Source organism: Nostoc flagelliforme FACHB-838 (assembly GCF_014698065.1).
In the GTDB taxonomy this organism is placed as follows: Bacteria; Cyanobacteriota; Cyanobacteriia; order Cyanobacteriales; family Nostocaceae; genus Nostoc; species Nostoc flagelliforme_B.
Window position 1 is genome coordinate 1 of record NZ_JACJSI010000017.1, and the last position, 15,876, is coordinate 15,876.

General features: G+C 39.7%; 12 protein-coding genes and 1 tRNA gene. 3 read left to right on the forward strand and 10 right to left on the reverse strand.

Going from position 1 to position 15,876, the window contains the following annotated elements:
• On the forward strand, positions 1 to 218 hold a 218-nt coding region (locus H6G97_RS51800), incomplete at its 5' end, for a hypothetical protein (protein WP_206759122.1).
• Between the two features lie 171 nt (positions 219 to 389).
• Here H6G97_RS51800 and H6G97_RS11310 read toward each other — a convergent pair.
• From H6G97_RS11310 to H6G97_RS11325, 4 genes are all read right to left on the reverse strand, one after another.
• Entirely contained in the window at positions 390 to 1,682 is a 1,293-nt protein-coding gene (locus tag H6G97_RS11310; RefSeq protein WP_190940708.1) for a DNA methyltransferase, read from the reverse strand.
• A gap of 381 nt (positions 1,683 to 2,063) precedes the next feature.
• Positions 2,064 to 2,453, reverse strand: coding sequence for a hypothetical protein (locus tag H6G97_RS11315; RefSeq protein WP_190940709.1), 390 nt, complete (start codon positions 2,451 to 2,453; stop codon positions 2,064 to 2,066).
• Between the two features lie 143 nt (positions 2,454 to 2,596).
• Positions 2,597 to 3,034 carry a hypothetical protein gene (locus H6G97_RS11320; RefSeq protein ID WP_190940710.1) on the reverse strand — a complete coding sequence of 146 codons (438 nt, stop codon included), beginning with the start codon at positions 3,032 to 3,034 and terminating at the stop codon, positions 2,597 to 2,599.
• A 213-nt stretch (positions 3,035 to 3,247) separates the two neighbouring features.
• Positions 3,248 to 5,161 carry a transketolase C-terminal domain-containing protein gene (locus H6G97_RS11325; RefSeq protein ID WP_190940711.1) on the reverse strand — a complete coding sequence of 638 codons (1,914 nt, stop codon included), beginning with the start codon at positions 5,159 to 5,161 and terminating at the stop codon, positions 3,248 to 3,250.
• A 249-nt stretch (positions 5,162 to 5,410) separates the two neighbouring features.
• Between H6G97_RS11325 and H6G97_RS11330 the strand changes: the two genes are divergently transcribed.
• Entirely contained in the window at positions 5,411 to 6,175 is a 765-nt protein-coding gene (locus tag H6G97_RS11330) for a DeoR/GlpR family DNA-binding transcription regulator (protein WP_190940712.1), read from the forward strand.
• 33 nt (positions 6,176 to 6,208) lie between these two features.
• Here H6G97_RS11330 and H6G97_RS11335 read toward each other — a convergent pair whose 3' ends face one another.
• The 4 genes from H6G97_RS11335 to H6G97_RS11350 all read right to left on the reverse strand — a co-directional run bounded on the left by H6G97_RS11335 (position 6,209) and on the right by H6G97_RS11350 (position 9,851).
• Complete coding sequence (locus tag H6G97_RS11335; RefSeq protein WP_190940713.1) at positions 6,209 to 7,222, reverse strand: 2-hydroxyacid dehydrogenase; 1,014 nt, start codon at positions 7,220 to 7,222, stop codon at positions 6,209 to 6,211.
• 164 nt (positions 7,223 to 7,386) lie between these two features.
• Positions 7,387 to 8,811 (reverse strand): lysophospholipid acyltransferase family protein, encoded by a 1,425-nt coding sequence (locus H6G97_RS11340; protein ID WP_190940714.1) that lies wholly within the window; start codon positions 8,809 to 8,811, stop codon positions 7,387 to 7,389.
• Positions 8,812 to 8,945: 134 nt separating this feature from the next.
• A complete protein-coding gene (locus H6G97_RS11345; protein WP_190940715.1) occupies positions 8,946 to 9,392 on the reverse strand; it encodes a DUF2127 domain-containing protein in 447 nt (148 codons plus the stop codon).
• A 386-nt stretch (positions 9,393 to 9,778) separates the two neighbouring features.
• Positions 9,779 to 9,851 (reverse strand) — tRNA-Ala (locus H6G97_RS11350).
• A gap of 71 nt (positions 9,852 to 9,922) precedes the next feature.
• Here H6G97_RS11350 and trhO point away from each other — a divergent pair.
• Complete coding sequence (gene trhO / locus H6G97_RS11355; protein ID WP_190940716.1) at positions 9,923 to 10,837, forward strand: oxygen-dependent tRNA uridine(34) hydroxylase TrhO; 915 nt, start codon at positions 9,923 to 9,925, stop codon at positions 10,835 to 10,837.
• Positions 10,838 to 11,362: 525 nt separating this feature from the next.
• Here trhO and H6G97_RS11360 read toward each other — a convergent pair.
• Together H6G97_RS11360 and H6G97_RS11365 are read right to left on the reverse strand one after the other, a co-directional pair.
• On the reverse strand, positions 11,363 to 12,883 hold the full coding sequence (locus H6G97_RS11360) for a hybrid sensor histidine kinase/response regulator (protein WP_190940717.1): 1,521 nt from the start codon (positions 12,881 to 12,883) through the stop codon (positions 11,363 to 11,365).
• 10 nt (positions 12,884 to 12,893) lie between these two features.
• Entirely contained in the window at positions 12,894 to 15,419 is a 2,526-nt protein-coding gene (locus tag H6G97_RS11365; RefSeq protein WP_190940718.1) for a GAF domain-containing protein, read from the reverse strand.
• Between the last annotated feature and the right edge of the window lie 457 nt (positions 15,420 to 15,876).

Sequence of the window (15,876 nt, forward strand, 5' to 3'; positions counted from 1 at the left end):
CTGATTCGACTACAGGTGAGATCAGTGAGAATTCTTTGAGTTGCATTCAACATCAGTGCATTCAGGGAATAACCCTCACCTTACCTGATTTTGGGCTTAACCGAACCGTATTGATGCCACCGGAAGACCGAGAGTGTCTTCTGTGCCTCCCCGTTCCAGTACATAGTCAAGGTCATGATAGTTACCGTAGCGATCCTGCCATGATACCTTTTTACTAATTCGTGCCTTGCGCTTCCTCTGATAGTCCAAGTAAAAACCATGCTCATCAGCTACTTGCTGAAGTGTCTCACAAATAAATTCTTGGATGAGATTCCCTAAAATCTGACCCCATTTATGTGACAACGACTCTGCCATCACAGGTGTGCAAAATAATTTGTGTTGTGATTAGCCTATCCGTAAACCCACAAACAACCTTCGCAAAGAGGAACTGTGTGCTTGCGATTTTTCCATTTGACATTACGGTCACGAATTTTTTCAAACTTAAAAGATTCAAATCCAGCTGCTTGTGCTAATAAACCCATCCATTCAATTACCGGGATATAAATACCATAGGGAGCAGAATCGCCAATCACAAAGCAAACTATTGCAGGACTTTTACATACTCTGCGAAGTGCTATCCAAACTTTAGCCATATCAAAAAAATAACAGGCAATCATTAAATGATAATTCTTTTTACCTCCATGTAAATTTCGTTCCTGGGACAATTGGTGGCAGCTTTCGATAATACTAGCTCTGATTGGGTATAATTCATGAGATGCTAGAACTTCATCGATGTTTACATTCTTATTTGTGACGTGCTGTGAACATGAACGAATTAAGTATTGCCTCACCGTAGTTTGCAAATCACTCCAACCGGAAATTTCTTTCATAAAACACATTTCGAGACGTGTAGCATCGGCATAATCATAGTTGTTAGCATACGGCGGTGAGGTAATTACCAAGTTGGTAAAATTATCAGGTATACCCTGACAAGTCCGAGCATCAGATTGAATGAGTGTCGAACTAGAAGCTGCTGTTTTTCCCGCAATTCTCATATCTGTAGCCATATTCTCTGCCATTAGATCAAAAGCAGACATTGGCTCTAAGAAAGATTGTTTCTTTTTATTCGGTAAAATGTATTGCCAAGGTGCTGTTCCGGCATGAGAAACATGGCGAAGAATTGATACAATTGTTAACCAAACTAACTGAGATTCAGATGAATCATCCGAGAGTTTTTCCCAAGCTTGGCGCAATCTATCTAGAGATTCAAGTGAAGATATACTAAAGCATTCATGAATCAGCTTCGGGTATGTACCTATACACGGTTGTATATTTTCGGCATATTGTCTAACCGTTTTTATATGTTTAAGATAGGCATCAGAGTCAGTTTGATATAAAAGTTTAGCTCTTGCTATACGCACAACAAAAGGATGAGCCTCAATTCCAAAACATTGAACTCCTAGCCTTTCAGATGCAAGTAAGGTTGTACCAGAACCAGCGAATGGATCTAAGACAGTAGTTTCTCCTTGCTCGTTGAATTGGGTAATTATACTTTCGACCCATTGGGCAGAGAAACCTGCACTAAATCTAAACCATCGATGAACTGGCAATTTCATGTTATTGATGAATGTAGATGAACTGTCAAAGGATTTAGAAATGTTAGAAGAAAAATTATTAAATGAAAGCTCTAATTCTTGATTCATCTGGACATTTATTATTCTTTAATATTCTATAGTATAAGTCCCTTAAAAATTGAGGTTAAGGTTTTGTTTGTTGAGTTGCTATCAAGTTTTTAACTGCTTGCACTAGTTCCTATTCTATGCATTGATACAAATCCCGCAGGTGGAATACTTGCCAAACGTCTAGCTTTGGCTCGGTCTGATGCAGACTGTCATTTTCTTACGTTAAGTCACGTGATACCTGATGCTTGTTTAGTGATTTTGATTGTCAACGTGAATAAGCTGCGATTTGAAGTAATAGAGAGGCGATCGCATTTCATAAAAATAAGCGATCGCTTCTTAAATTAAGGATTGGGACTCCAACCAAATCTCGAAAGAATTTCTTCCCCAATCCCCAATCCCAACTTAATTTGCTTTACGCTCTTTCAACACTTGATCTAGCAAATTTCTAGCCGGTTGTGCTTTAGCCAATGCTACTTGATGGTCATTATAAGCACGAACAAGGCGAGAAAGACTGCTAACACCTGCCTTGAGTTGCTCAAGTTCTTCAGCAGCAACCAGTTCTCCATCAAGCATCCGTCCAATCAACGGTTTGATGTCGCCCACTTCTTGCCGGACTTTTTGGAGCTTTTCTAGAGTACTCAGTAAAGTTTTTAGTGAGTTCAATATGTCGTCAATATCCTGCGCCTCCTCCACTGGCTCAGGCGAATCTTCAATTGTTAGTGTATCTTTGTCTGAAACTGTAGGCAATTCCTCTACAGACGTTTCACTTGTAACCCCGTTTAACCTAGCCATCAACGCTTCCTCAAGGAATTTTCCTCAGTGTATCGCTAATCTTAAGTTGCTAAAGATATTATTGTTATAAATCGTTAAAGAATTATTTTTACTACAAGCTTTAATGGGATGCTGGGCTAAAGTGAATTTCTTGAATCTGTAGATTATTTACAGTGTTGCTGGAGAAGAGATATAGCCAGATCAAAACTGTTTGGTTGAGTTTGGACTGCATAAGCTTCTCTTTCTAAATCTTGCCTGTGAATATCGGTATAGCGCATAAAAAATGGTCGGGCATAATTAATAGGCTGAATATTTAACCCTAAAGTTTTTATTTTTCCTTTCCCCGCGCATACTTGTGCAGCATGAACCGCTTCGTGAATTATGGTCTGAGTACCAATTTGTAGCTCAAAAACGACTGGATTAATCCAAATCTTTTTGGTAGATTCTTGTAATAAACCATAAGCACCTCGTTTTGGTGGTAGTTGAATTATTACCTGAAATCCAAATTTTTCTAATTGATTTTTTAAATCTAAAAATTCTTTATCGGGAGTTGGTGCTTGAGAAACTAATAATAAAGAATTTAGCAGGAGAATTTCTATCATTATAATTTATAAAAATGTTGGTTGAAAACCCCGAAGTTTAATATTAAAAACTTTTTGGGCTTTTAGGATTCAACGTCTTTTATAACGCTTCTCATTTAAATAAGGTACACATGTAGGGGCGCACAATTGTGCGCCCTGTGGCTAATTATTTTTTCTGTACCTAACCTGTGCGAGAACTGCTATAAGTCGGGGATGAAAAGCATAGAAGGGGATTTATTTAACTAAATCCTTCACCTTATTTATAATACTCACTGGATCAATGCCTTGGTGCGGAAATTGCTCCCATAAACCGCCGCAACCTTCTTTATGAGTGCCAAGATGCGCGTATTTGGGAGTAAACCCACGTTCTAATAACCAACTACCGAAACGGCTACCCAATCCAGTTCGACGGTTAAAGGATTCCACTACAAGAGCAAAAGGAGCATTACCAATTTTTGCCATCATCTCTTCGTCAATAACGTTTAGGGTTGGTTTATTAATCAAACCTACGTCTAACCCTTCTTGCTTGAGACGCTCTACAGCATCAACGGCACGATATAGAGCTTCACCAAAGCTGATGATGTAGCCTTGGGTTCCTTCTCGAATTACCTCATCTTTACCAGGAACAAATTTATAATCACTACCAAAAAAGTCATGACCGTTGTTGTCAAGAATTAATGGTACTTTAGAACGGGTGGAGAAAATAAATCGCAGTCCCGGATCAAAGAACACAGCTTCTACACAAGCTTTCATTTGATTGACATCAGATGGAAAGTAAAGACGTGTTTCGTAGCCATCATCTAAGCCATTGTCAGCGAACATACTATTTAAACCGAAGTGGCAGGTGTTATCTGCCATGTCATCGATACCTGCATGAGAAAAGTGGCAAAGTACATTGGAGTAGTTCAGCCGCGCCATCGTAATCTCGGAGATACACATTTCCAAGAAGGCGCTAAAGGTTGCGAAAATCCCTTGTTTTCCTGCCTCCATGCCAAATCCAGCAGCAGCAGAAAAGTTTCCCCGCTCCATAATGCCAGAGGAGATAAAAATTTCTGGGTATGCATCGTGAATCTTTTTCAAACCGCAGGAGCCTTCAAGGTCGCTATCGATGACTCTGACTTTTTCTTTGCGCTCTGCTTCACTAATGCTACTTAAGACACCAACTACTGCATCACCGAACACATTGCGGTTAGCATCCCATTTATTACTGGAGCCAAGAAATGTGTAGGTTTGCTTTGGTTTTTGAATATTCTTGATGTATTCGACAGCAGCAGTTTGTTGGCGTGATTCGAGATATTGAATTGCTAACTCTACCGAAATCACATCATGACCGTGGGTAGAACCTTCTAACCCTTTAATGCCAGGACACATCGGGCGTTTATTGATGACGGCAATTGGCCCAGGAGTAGTTACAGCTTCGCAAATCCGACGGTATAAGTCGTCTAAGTCTTCTCCATCTCCTTCGAGTATCTTCAACCCATGCCCTTCTAAGGTTTTGGCAACGGTAAAACCGGGTAAATATTTGGAAGGATGTCCGGCAATTGTCACATCATTATCATCAATGATTAGTTTGACATTAAGATGTTGAGCGACAGCCAAGCGAGCAGCTTCAGCGTCATTGCCTTCCTGCTGGGAACCATCGGAACCAAGACAAAAAACAGCTTTGCCTGGATTAGCGATCGCTACACCATTGACATAAGGCCACACATGCCCTAATCGTCCAGAACTAAACTTGACACCAGGAGTTAGCCCTAGTTCAGGGTGTCCCGGTAAGTGGGAGTGTGCTTCACGATAGTGTAGTAGTTGCTCACTTGGTAAGTCACCATGTAAAGCTGCCATTAAATACTGAGTTGCAACTCGATGTCCGGCTTCATCAAAGAAAATCGGCACAAATTGATCCGATGCTGCCCGAAACAAGGCATCAAGTATAATAACTTCTGGTACTGTGTCATAAGGGCCACCAGTATGACCGCCTACCCCTCTAGCAGCTCCGGTGGCTGTAAAAAAGACGATCGCGTCACGGCAGAGTTGAATATTTGCTTTTAGGCTTTCTCGTTGCTCTTGGGTAAGAGTTGGATTCTCCGGATTGAGAGTTAGAGGTTTATAAGCACTCAAATCAATGGGAAATTGAGTTTTAGTAACAGTCATAAATTATTCCTGGGATTTAAACCGATTTAAATTAGGCAGAGGCAATAGTAATCTAACCCCTTTTGATCAACAAAGTAGGCTGTGAAAAGTAATGAAAAATGCAGCTAAGATTGTTAAATCTTACTTGCACGAATATGCTTGAATTTATTTAAAGACGCTCAGAAATATGCAAAAACCTGCATACCTATGAGTATAAACTCACAAACGCGCAATTTCAAGATCAAATATGCAATTTCAGGAAAATAAATTATGCTAACTGCGGAGCGACGACAATTTATCTTGGAAATTCTGCGTCGTGACAAAAAGGTGCTGTCATCGGAACTCAGTGCTGTTCTCAAGGTTTCTGAGGATACGATTCGTCGGGATCTGCGGGAACTGGCTGAATTAGGGTGTTTGCAGCGCGTTCATGGGGGGGCACTTCTGGCTTCTCCTGCTCTTGCTAGTTATGCCGATCGCCAAAAGCAAGCACCGAAAGAAAAAGAAGCGATCGCTCGTGCAGCGGCAAAATTAGTCTGTACAGGGCAGGTGGTGATTTTAGATGGAGGTACAACAACTCTCCAAGTAGCGCGTCATTTGCCCTTAGATTTGCAAGCGACAATTGTTACTAATAGCCCTCCAATTGCGATCGCCTTAGCAGAACATCCCCAGATTGAGGTTGTAATGTTGGGCGGACAACTCTACAAAAAAGCCTTGGTAAACGTTGGTATTACTACAGTTGAAGCATTACGGTTGATTCGTGCAGATTTGTGCATGTTGGGAGTGTGTAGTCTACATCCAGAATTTGGGATTAGTGTACCGAATTTGGATGAAGCCCATGTCAAACGCGCGATGATTGCTGGAGCGGCGGAGGTAGTTGGATTAGTCACAGAAGAGAAGTTAGATACTGCTGCTCCTTATGTTGTGCAGTCGATTCATGCACTGACTTACCTGGTGACAGCACCGACTGTATCCGATCGGATGCTAACTTCTTACAAGGCTTTAGGTTTGACGAGCATCCGTGATGAGTCGGCTTGAATTGGCTAAGGCTTTTTTAGCGATCGCCAACCGTTAGCTTATATTAGCTGGCAGTTGAGCGCGAATTTCATTTGCACAAGTACGACCCTGTTCAACATCGGTAATATTAGCAAAAGTTGTTTCTGCAATATTATGGAGAGCTTCTGCTGTAAAAAAGGCTTGATGCCCGGTAATGAGTACATTAGGGAACGTTGTCAGACGCTGAAAAATATCATCTTGAATAATTTCGCCAGACAAATCCTCAAAAAACAATTCTGATTCTTGTTCGTAGACATCCACACCAAGATAGCCAATTTTACCAGACTTCAATCCCTCAATCACTGCTTGGGTATCAATCAACGCTCCTCGACTAGTATTAATTAGCATTACACCTGGCTTAATCTGTTCTATAGCCTTACTGTCAATCAAGTGATGCGTTTCGGGAATCAGGGGACAATGCAGGGAGATAATATCAGAGTTGGCAAATAGCTCAGGTAGTTCTACATACTTTCCACCTAGCGCCTCCAATTCGGGATTGCGATAAACGTCATAGGCGAGTAGCTGACAGCCAAACCCCTTCATAATCTGTCCTAAAATCAGACCGATTTTGCCAGTACCGATAATCCCCACTGTGCGCTCATGTAAATTGAATCCCAACAGTCCATCTAAAGAAAAATTGCCTTCTCGAACACGGTTGTAGGCACGATGAATTTTGCGATTTAGACTCAAAATCAATCCGACAGCGTGTTCTGCTACCCCATAAGGTGAATAGGCGGGAACACGGACAACGGTAATTCCTAAGTCTGCTGCGGCTTGTAAGTCTACATTGTTAAACCCTGCACAGCGAAGGGCAACCAGGCGAGTTCCCCGTGAGGCGAGAATTTCTAAAGTTGGGGCATCAACCTGATCATGCACAAATACACAAACTGCGGGAAATCCGGCAGCAAGGATAGCTGTATCCCGATTTAAACGGGGTTCAAAAAACACTAACTCGTGTTGGGTGGGAGAATTTACGGTTGATAAAAACTTGCGATCGTAGGCTTTTGTACCGAAAACTGCTACTTTCATGCAAAACCTCAGAATGTATGCTGTACGGTGTTCGAGTACATAATATCTTGACGTTGAGAGAAACGATGTCTAGGACGAGCGTAGCTGAGGCATCTGTCAGCATTAGGATGAGTATTTGTGCAAGCGATTCGAGAGCTAAAGCAAAAATTTATAATTCAGGGTAATCAACCAATCATTTTCTCCAAAGCAAGCTGCAAATCTCTTGTCAAATCGCTCACAGCTTCTCTAGCCGCCAAGCGATCGCCCTGACAATTTTGAGAGCGTTCTGTAACTGAAATTGGCTCCCCCACGGTGATTTGTGTCTGTCGCAAACCTAACCGAGGTCGTCCCGGAAGTGTTGTATCCTGAATTCGAGAAAGCATATCGAATATAAGCAACGCTGTTTCTGCAAACCGTTCTGCTGTCGGTTGTTCCTGAATATAAGTAGCTGTGACTGCAACAAAACTTTCCACTATCCGCATGTGTCGCATTCGCAAGTCTGCTTCTTGGGCAATCCAGTCTGCCAAACCGCGTTTGAAGGGTGGTAAACCATTGATGTCTGGCAAATCTTCCCGATAAATGTAATTCCAACCAGCTTCTTCTAAGCGCCGACAGCGATCGATAAAACTACCCTGCGCTTGAACGCCAAAATATTGCTCACTAACTTGTAAAGACTTATCTAGTAACCGATGGAGTCGAGCAATTAATACCTGATTATGACTAGCAGATTCATGAATTGAAATGGTTTTTGGGATGTCCTGATGATAGAAGCGACGATAAAACTCTTCCATCTCAGTAATAAGATATTCAACTAAGTGACAGAGGCGTTGATAGTAAATCTCTTCGCGGCGTAACCCAACCCAGGCATCGCCCAAATCGATTTCCTTAACTTCCAAGCCACTATCAGCTTCCAACTTAGTCAACAGCCAATCCAGTTTAGACCAAGGTGGCTCAACGTAGCGATACTGGATGGCGATCGGCACAATAATTACAGTCTCAGTCCGGTTAGCTTTTTGTAAGTCTTCTACACACCAAAATCCTAGTTGAGCAACACCAGGTTCTAAGGGGCTAACAATACCACTATGACCATTAGTACCGCCTTCTGGTGCCACTGCGATCGGTAATTCGCCATTAGCAAACAAGTCCCGTGCAGTTTGGATTGCTTGCCGATCTATTCGCTTACCCCGACGAACTGGTACCCCTCCTATCCGTGAAAACAACCAACCCAGCCACTTTCCAGCCCAAACCGTCATACCCCGGTCATAAAGAAAATAGCTATGAACAAGAGATTGTAATGTAATACCTTCCTGACGAGCAATCTGTGGCACAATGCGGGAAAGCAAATACAGCATACAAAGGGGATCTTCCACCTCTGGGTGGCGAAATGCCAATAGAAAGCGAATTTTTCCAGACTGGAATTGTTGATAAAGTTCAGCTAATACCTCAACATTCTTCGCTTCAACCTTGACAATACCAGCCTGTAGCCAAGGGCGAGTGCGAAATCGTAGTGCGATCGGCAGTAACCACCGAACAATCTGGAGTACCAGCGGGTTCAACCGTTGGGGAATAAATTTTAGTGGTGGTTGAGTGGACTGAATCGATCTAGGCAAGTCGCTCTCCAGATTGTATTTGTAGCGATTGTACAACGTGGAGTCTTGCTTTTGCGTAAACCCGCAGCCTCTTGTTGTCAAACATCGCTCAGTTTTACTTATCTAACGATAGAACTTAAGTAGCGAATTAAAAATTAGTTTGGATGTTTAGGAAAATTTCGGAATAAATAGCCAAACACTGCTAAGTTCAACAAAAAAATAAATGTTTTTATAGCAGATATTCCCTCAATTAATTCATAAATCTCTAGTGGAATACTGATACCGACAAGTCCCAATACTAAAAGATGTGCCCAACGCTTTTCGTACCATAAACCAATGGCTTCAATAATGGTAACAATAGCATATATTCCGGCTCCAATGCCGCTAAATGCCAGAGTTTTAGGATTTAAGTTAATAACTTTGTTTAAAAGCCAATCAATGATTATTGATTTACCTTTTAAAACATAATTTTCTGAAAAAGCCTCTAGAGTTTGATAATTTTTTAATGTCCATAATAAAGCAATTGAAGTAACCAGAAGTAGAAAAGCGGTAAAAGATTTATAGAGAACAATTGCCACTAACCCTAATGGACGCTTTTTCAAACAGCCCCCTAAATTCTACAAAAATTAACTGGCTCTGGAGATGCTAATTAAGACACTTATTGTAGCAATATTGAATTGCCTTATTTTCCCCTTTGTTCATACAAGTCAAAAGCGCACATCTGTGCGCCCCTACTCATTCAAATCAAAATCACTATATTAAATATCTGGTGAAATTAGATGTGCGTTATGCATAACCCTTGTAGAGACGTATTTACGTCTTTTTTTCACCCAATGTCTATTGCTGACAGCTTCATAACTTTACCCAAACGGGTAAGAAACAATTTTCTACGGGACGTTCCGCAAATGTAGGGGCGGAAGACCTTGCACTGCTGCAAATCTACAAATAATTTGAGATAATTTATTTTTTGCAAATTCCTTACACTCAATGGAGGTTAGCGGACTCGAACCGCTGACATCCTGCTTGCAAAGCAGGCGCTCTACCAACTGAGCTAAACCCCCATAAAATTAAAATAGTAGGTAACTTTGATTGCCCTTGTTATTCTAACTTATATTGTTCCATTACCAAAAGGATGAAGCCAAAAAATATCCAAGTTGTGGCAGCACTGTATAAATTTGTCAAATTGCCAGATTTTGCCGAGAAACGAGATCCTCTGCTGTCTTACTGCCAAGCGCAAGGTGTTAAGGGGACAATTTTGTTGGCACAAGAAGGCATTAACGGTACAATTGCGGGTTCGCGTCAGGCGATTGACTCTGTTCTCTGGTTTCTACATTCTGACCCCCGTTTAGCAGACTTAGAATACAAAGAATCCTATACCGAAACCCCGCCCTTTGAGCGGATGAAGGTACGGTTAAAGGAAGAAATTGTTACTTTGGGGTTGCCTGAAATTGACCCAAATGAACAAGTTGGCATCTATGTCAGTCCCCAGGAATGGAATAATTTAATTTCTGATCCAGAAGTGACCGTGATTGACACCCGTAATGATTATGAGGTGAATATCGGTACTTTCCAAGGAGCGGAAAATCCCCAAACTGAATCATTCCGCGAGTTCCCCGATTATGTGCTAAAGCATCTTGACCCAACTAAACACAAAAAGGTTGCTTTGTTTTGTACAGGCGGCATTCGCTGTGAAAAAGCTTCATCCTTCATGCTTGCCCAAGGATTTTCAGAAGTTTATCATCTCAAAGGTGGCATTCTCAAGTATTTGCAGGAAGTTCCAGCACAAGAAAGTTTATGGGAAGGGGAATGTTTTGTTTTTGACGAGCGGGTAGCCGTTAGTCATGGGTTGGAGGAAGGGAATTGTGAGCGGTGTTTCTGTTGTGGGCGACCAATTTCTGAAGAAGATAAGGTATCTCCAAAGTATGAGCAAGGTATCTCTTGTGCCTATTGTTTTGATAGCCTTACCGAGGAAAAAAGAGTGCGTCAACAAGAAAAATGGCGTCACTACCAAACCCAAGTTGTTAACAAAAGTCGGGATGTGAGTTAAACAAGAATTCAAAATCAATATATTGTGGAGATTTAGACCCGCCACTAATTGTTTTGCACCAAATTGAAAATTTTGGTATGGTGTTTCATTCTTGATTTACCCCTCATATCATGTTCGACTTAATACTTATGTCATTGCGAGCGTAGCGCGGCAATTCCAAACCTTTGCGATTGCTTCATTCCACTTCGTTGCATTCGCAATGACATATTATAAGTGATTTGCCGAACATGATATCATACTATTTCACTTTAATAATGATATAAATACGTTAGTAAGGGCATGGCAATGCCATACCCCTACGATAAATTTATATATATCAAGGTTTTCGTGAATTGGTATCAGTCACACAGAATTTAATTCCGAATTCTGCTTTTGATATTATTTTCGCCAAATCATCCATCATAAACAGTTTGTAGTAGGAACTGAAGTCTTTTCTACGAACATTTTTTATTCAATTTGATTAATCGGACATGATATACTCCTGAATTCTGTTTTGTTAAGGACAAAAACGAGTTTCAAATGTCATTATTCATCAGCTTCAGTCAAGGCTAATTCTGAATTTAAGGGTAAAATTACTGTAAATGTAGTACCGATTCCAACTTCACTTGTGACACTTATTTGACCTCTGTGAGCATCAACGCACCTTTTAACTATTACTAACCCCAATCCGGTACCCTGGATTGATTGGGCATTTGAAGCTCTGTAAAATGATTCAAAAAGTCTAGCTTGATCTGCTTCGGGAATACCAATACCTTGATCTTGAATATTAAAAATTGCTACTTTCTCAATTTGGTCGTATATTAAATTAAACTGAATATCACCACCTCTTGGAGAATATTTAACAGCGTTTGAGAGTAGATTCCCAAACATATAACGTAAGAGTTCTTCATCCATCACAGCGAATGTGTTCTCATGGTGACAGGTAAAAATAATTTCACACAGACTACTTTCAGCAATCGAAAAATCTTCTATTAACTCTAGACAGAATTGCTTTAAGGTAAGGGGAGCAGGGTTGTATATAAGTTTTTCCGCCTCTGCTCGGCCCATAAACAGCACTTCTTCCATGAGTTTTTCCATAGATTGTACAGCACCTTGAATTCGCTTTAAATAGATGGCTCTTTTTGCATCTATCAAATTTGCTCCTTGCATTTCTATGAGTTCTACTGCTGTTTGAACAACAGTCAGAGGATTACGGAACTCATGAGATACAGTAGAGATAAATAGGGACTTGAGACGGTTAACTTCTTGCTCCTTCTCCAATGCTTGCTCTAGCAATTTTGTTTGCTGCCGTTCGCTAAGATCCCAGAAAACAACTACTACACCATTTATTTGGTCAGGTCTTCGCTTCAATGGTGAAGCACTATCGCCAATTGGAATTCTTTTACCGCTTTTTGTAATTAGAGATGTGGATTCTCCTAAATAAACAACCTGTTGCTCTCGCAGCACTTTTGTCACAGGATTTTCTAATGTAGCCTCTGTAACTTCATTGACAATATGAAAAATCTTCGTCGCTTCATGTCCTAAAGCATCTTTTTGTTGCCAGCCAGTCAGTGCCTCAGCAGCGGGATTCATGAATGTCACTGCTCCCTGCTCATTAGTAGCAATTACAGCATCACTCATTGAGTTGAAAAGGGTTGCTAACTGATCTCGACTCTCCCGTAGTTCACTTTCTAGCTGGTGTTTTAAAATCGCAATTTCGATCGCTATTTTTAAATCTTTTGTAGTAAATGGTTTAACAACATATCCGAAAGGTTGGGTAATTTTTGCTCTTTCTAAAGTATGCTCATCACCATAAGCGGTTAAATAAATTATAGGTATATCTAACTGGTCATGAATCTTACTGGCAGTAGTAATACCGTCCATTTCACCTTTAAGAATAATATCCATTAATATTAATTCTGGTTGAGTTTCCAATGCCTTAGCGATGGCAGCATTTCCAGATGAAGCTGTACCCGTAACAATATATCCTAGTTGACTAAGTTGGCTAGCAATAGTTCTAGCCACAATCACTTCATCTTCAACGACTAAAATTCTAGCTTGGCCCATTTGATATTTACTAATGCAAAGTTAACTGCGTGAATTCGATTTTGAATATTGTTCCATGATTGCGCTCTAGAGTAATATTGCCTTCTAGTTGTTCTGTAACCAAATCATGTACTAACGACAGACCCAAAGAATCAGTATTTCTCCAATCCAAATTATCTGGTAAACCGATCCCATTGTCTTGGATAATCAGTTCGATCCTATTACCACTATTATGTAAAATAATGCTGATTATACCTTCTTGTTGGTTGGGAAAAGCGTGTTTGAGAGCATTAGAGATTAATTCGTTAATAACTAACCCACAGGCAATAGCTTGGTCAACATTCAATCTCAATGGATTTATATCAGTTTCTAAACTGATTTTTTCTGGACATAGTTGATAAGAAATTAGCAAGCTTGTAGCCAGATTTTGAATATATGCAGCAACATCAATTTGTCCAATATTAGCAGAAGTATACAAATTTTTATGAATTAGAGATATTGACTCAATTCGGTTTTGACTTTCTCGAAGGACTTTGATTGCTTCTGGATCTTTGAGTGTTTGAGACTGAAGTTGCAATAAGCTGGAGACAATTTGCAAATTATTTTTGACTCGATGATGAACTTCTTTTAAGAGAACTTCTTTTTCAGCTAAGGCAGCTTTTAATTTCACTTGAGCTTTTTGTCTTTGAACAAGTTCAGCTTGAGCTTGCTCTAAGATACTAGCTTGTTGAATTGCGATCGCTAATTGGACTGTCAGATGATCGAGCAAATCTAACTGATTTTCTTCCCACTCACGAAAATCAGAGCATTGGTGAGCAATCAGTAAACCCCAAAGGTGAGAACCAGGGTTTTGAGAGTTTACTTCTAGTAAAATGGGCACTACTAAATTTGCTTGAACCTCAAACTGTTCTAACAAGCGAATATGACAATCAGTTAGCCCGGCTTCATAAATATTAGCGATCGCTCGTTTGCGTCCTTGATAATACTCCACTCCTGCGCCTGCTTGAAAACATTTATCATGAATCTGGGCATTCAAAGAAACTGTCCATCCAGGTTCCACCGATTCTGCCCTAATTGTGCCGATCATCTCTGAGTCAAACTGATAAACTATAACTCGATCAACCCCAAGTAAATCTCGTACTTCTTGAACTGTTGCATTCAGAATATCTTGGAGATTCAAAGATTGGCGAATCCCTTGAGCAACGGTTCGCATCAATTGCTCACGCTCGGCTTGGGCTTTTAGAGCTAGTTCAGTTTGCTTACGTTCTGTAATGTCTTGTCCAATACCGATAATTTGACTATGTAACAACTCATTTTGCTCTTGGAGTTGTGTTTCCGCATTTTTTCGGTCATCAATATCATAAAAAACTGTCAAGATTGCTGATTCATTGTTGAAATTTAAATATTGCAGTGAAGCGATCGCCCAAAAATAAGTTCCATCTGCTCTTTTTAATTGAAGTTCATAGTTATGAATAAATCCCTGATGATCAAGAAGTTTTAATAATGCTTCTAAATCTGCCAGATTATGATATAAATCTAATAAATTTTTGTGATTAACTAAATCCTCTAAAGAAAATTGAAATGTTTGAAGCAACTCTGGATTAGCGTATAAAATCAGCCCATCAGACACACGCGAAATAATAAACGGAACAGAAATAGTTTCAGAAATAACTCGAAATCTGGCTTCACTTTCTTGAAGAGTTTTTTCTATTTGTTTTTGTTCTGTAATATCTCTTATATTAACCAACTGAGCGTTATAACTGCCATATTCTATTGGATTTGTGAAAATTTCAACATCAATAATCTGTCCGTCTTTTCGCCGATGTTGCCATTGTCCAGCAAAGTCTAAGTTAGAGGGCTTTTGCCCTAAAGAGTCCATGAAGATAGGGATATCTTCTGGAGGGCGAATGTCAGTTATTCGCATTTGCAAGAACTCTTTTCGTGAGTAGCCGTAGTGGATAACAGCAGCTTCATTTACATCTAAAAATTGCAGATTATTTTGGTTATATACCCACATTGGGTTCGGATTTTTAGAGAAAAATAGATTAAAATTTTTTTGGCTATCATCAATAAGTTTTGCCCGATGTAACTCTAGATGCCTAATTACTTGTTGAGCCAACTGTTGTAATGCTACTTGCTCTTTAATACTCAAGTTTCGCGGTGTAAAATCAATTATACAAAGACTACCTAATGCAAAGCCACTTGAAGTAATTAGAGGAACTCCCGCATAAAAACGGAAATATTGATTTGATGTTACCAAGGGATTTGTCGCAAATCGTTCATCTTGCAAAGTATCAGGGATAATTAATATTTGACTTTGCAAGATAGTATAACTACCAAAAAAACTGCATCGAGGAACTTCCGATATAGTTACTCCAATTTTTGACTTGAACCATTCTCTTTTTCCATCAACTAGGCTAATGAGAGCAATTGGTGCTTCACAAAAATTAGCAGTTAGTTGAGCTAGTTCATCAAAAACTTCTTCTGGTGGTGTATCTAAAATTTGATACTGATTAAGCACTTCTAGACGTTGATTTTCATTATGAGAAAATAGCATTAGTAATTGTGTGACAAAAACTTTGTTAAATACCAAATTTCAGCAAATTACACCTGAAAATAACTAAGTTTATATAAAATCTGCAAAATTAAATAAAATTGTCTTTTCCTTCATACTTGTAATACGATATTAAATTATTTAATACTCATTACCTGTGAAATTGCACAAAAGACTTGCTCAAGCAACTTGTCGTGCGAAAGCTGATTTTGTACAGTTTTACCAAGAATTGGCTAAAGTCTATGCTGAAATGAACTAATGTTTTACTCTACGAGATTCTTCAGCTATTTATTTTTTGTAGGAATAATTTACTCCACTTGAATAGGTACTTGGGGGTGTTAAAAGGGTGGGTTAAAAAAAAATAATATTCACCATCAGTATTATTAGCAAACTATGGGCACTTTTTGCAACCTCATCGACAAATAAGTTTAGTAAAAGACTTCACTTACCTATAAGTCAT

Coding starts and splice junctions, on each gene's coding strand:
- H6G97_RS11325 (WP_190940711.1), bottom strand. CDS start 5,161: ATGACTGTTACTAAAACTCAATTTCCCATTGATTTGAGTGCTTATAAA.
- H6G97_RS11330 (WP_190940712.1), top strand. CDS start 5,411: ATGCTAACTGCGGAGCGACGACAATTTATCTTGGAAATTCTGCGTCGT.
- trhO (WP_190940716.1), top strand. CDS start 9,923: ATGAAGCCAAAAAATATCCAAGTTGTGGCAGCACTGTATAAATTTGTC.
- H6G97_RS11310 (WP_190940708.1), bottom strand. CDS start 1,682: ATGAATCAAGAATTAGAGCTTTCATTTAATAATTTTTCTTCTAACATT.
- H6G97_RS11320 (WP_190940710.1), bottom strand. CDS start 3,034: ATGATAGAAATTCTCCTGCTAAATTCTTTATTATTAGTTTCTCAAGCA.
- H6G97_RS11360 (WP_190940717.1), bottom strand. CDS start 12,883: ATGGGCCAAGCTAGAATTTTAGTCGTTGAAGATGAAGTGATTGTGGCT.
- H6G97_RS11315 (WP_190940709.1), bottom strand. CDS start 2,453: ATGGCTAGGTTAAACGGGGTTACAAGTGAAACGTCTGTAGAGGAATTG.
- H6G97_RS11365 (WP_190940718.1), bottom strand. CDS start 15,419: ATGCTATTTTCTCATAATGAAAATCAACGTCTAGAAGTGCTTAATCAG.
- H6G97_RS11335 (WP_190940713.1), bottom strand. CDS start 7,222: ATGAAAGTAGCAGTTTTCGGTACAAAAGCCTACGATCGCAAGTTTTTA.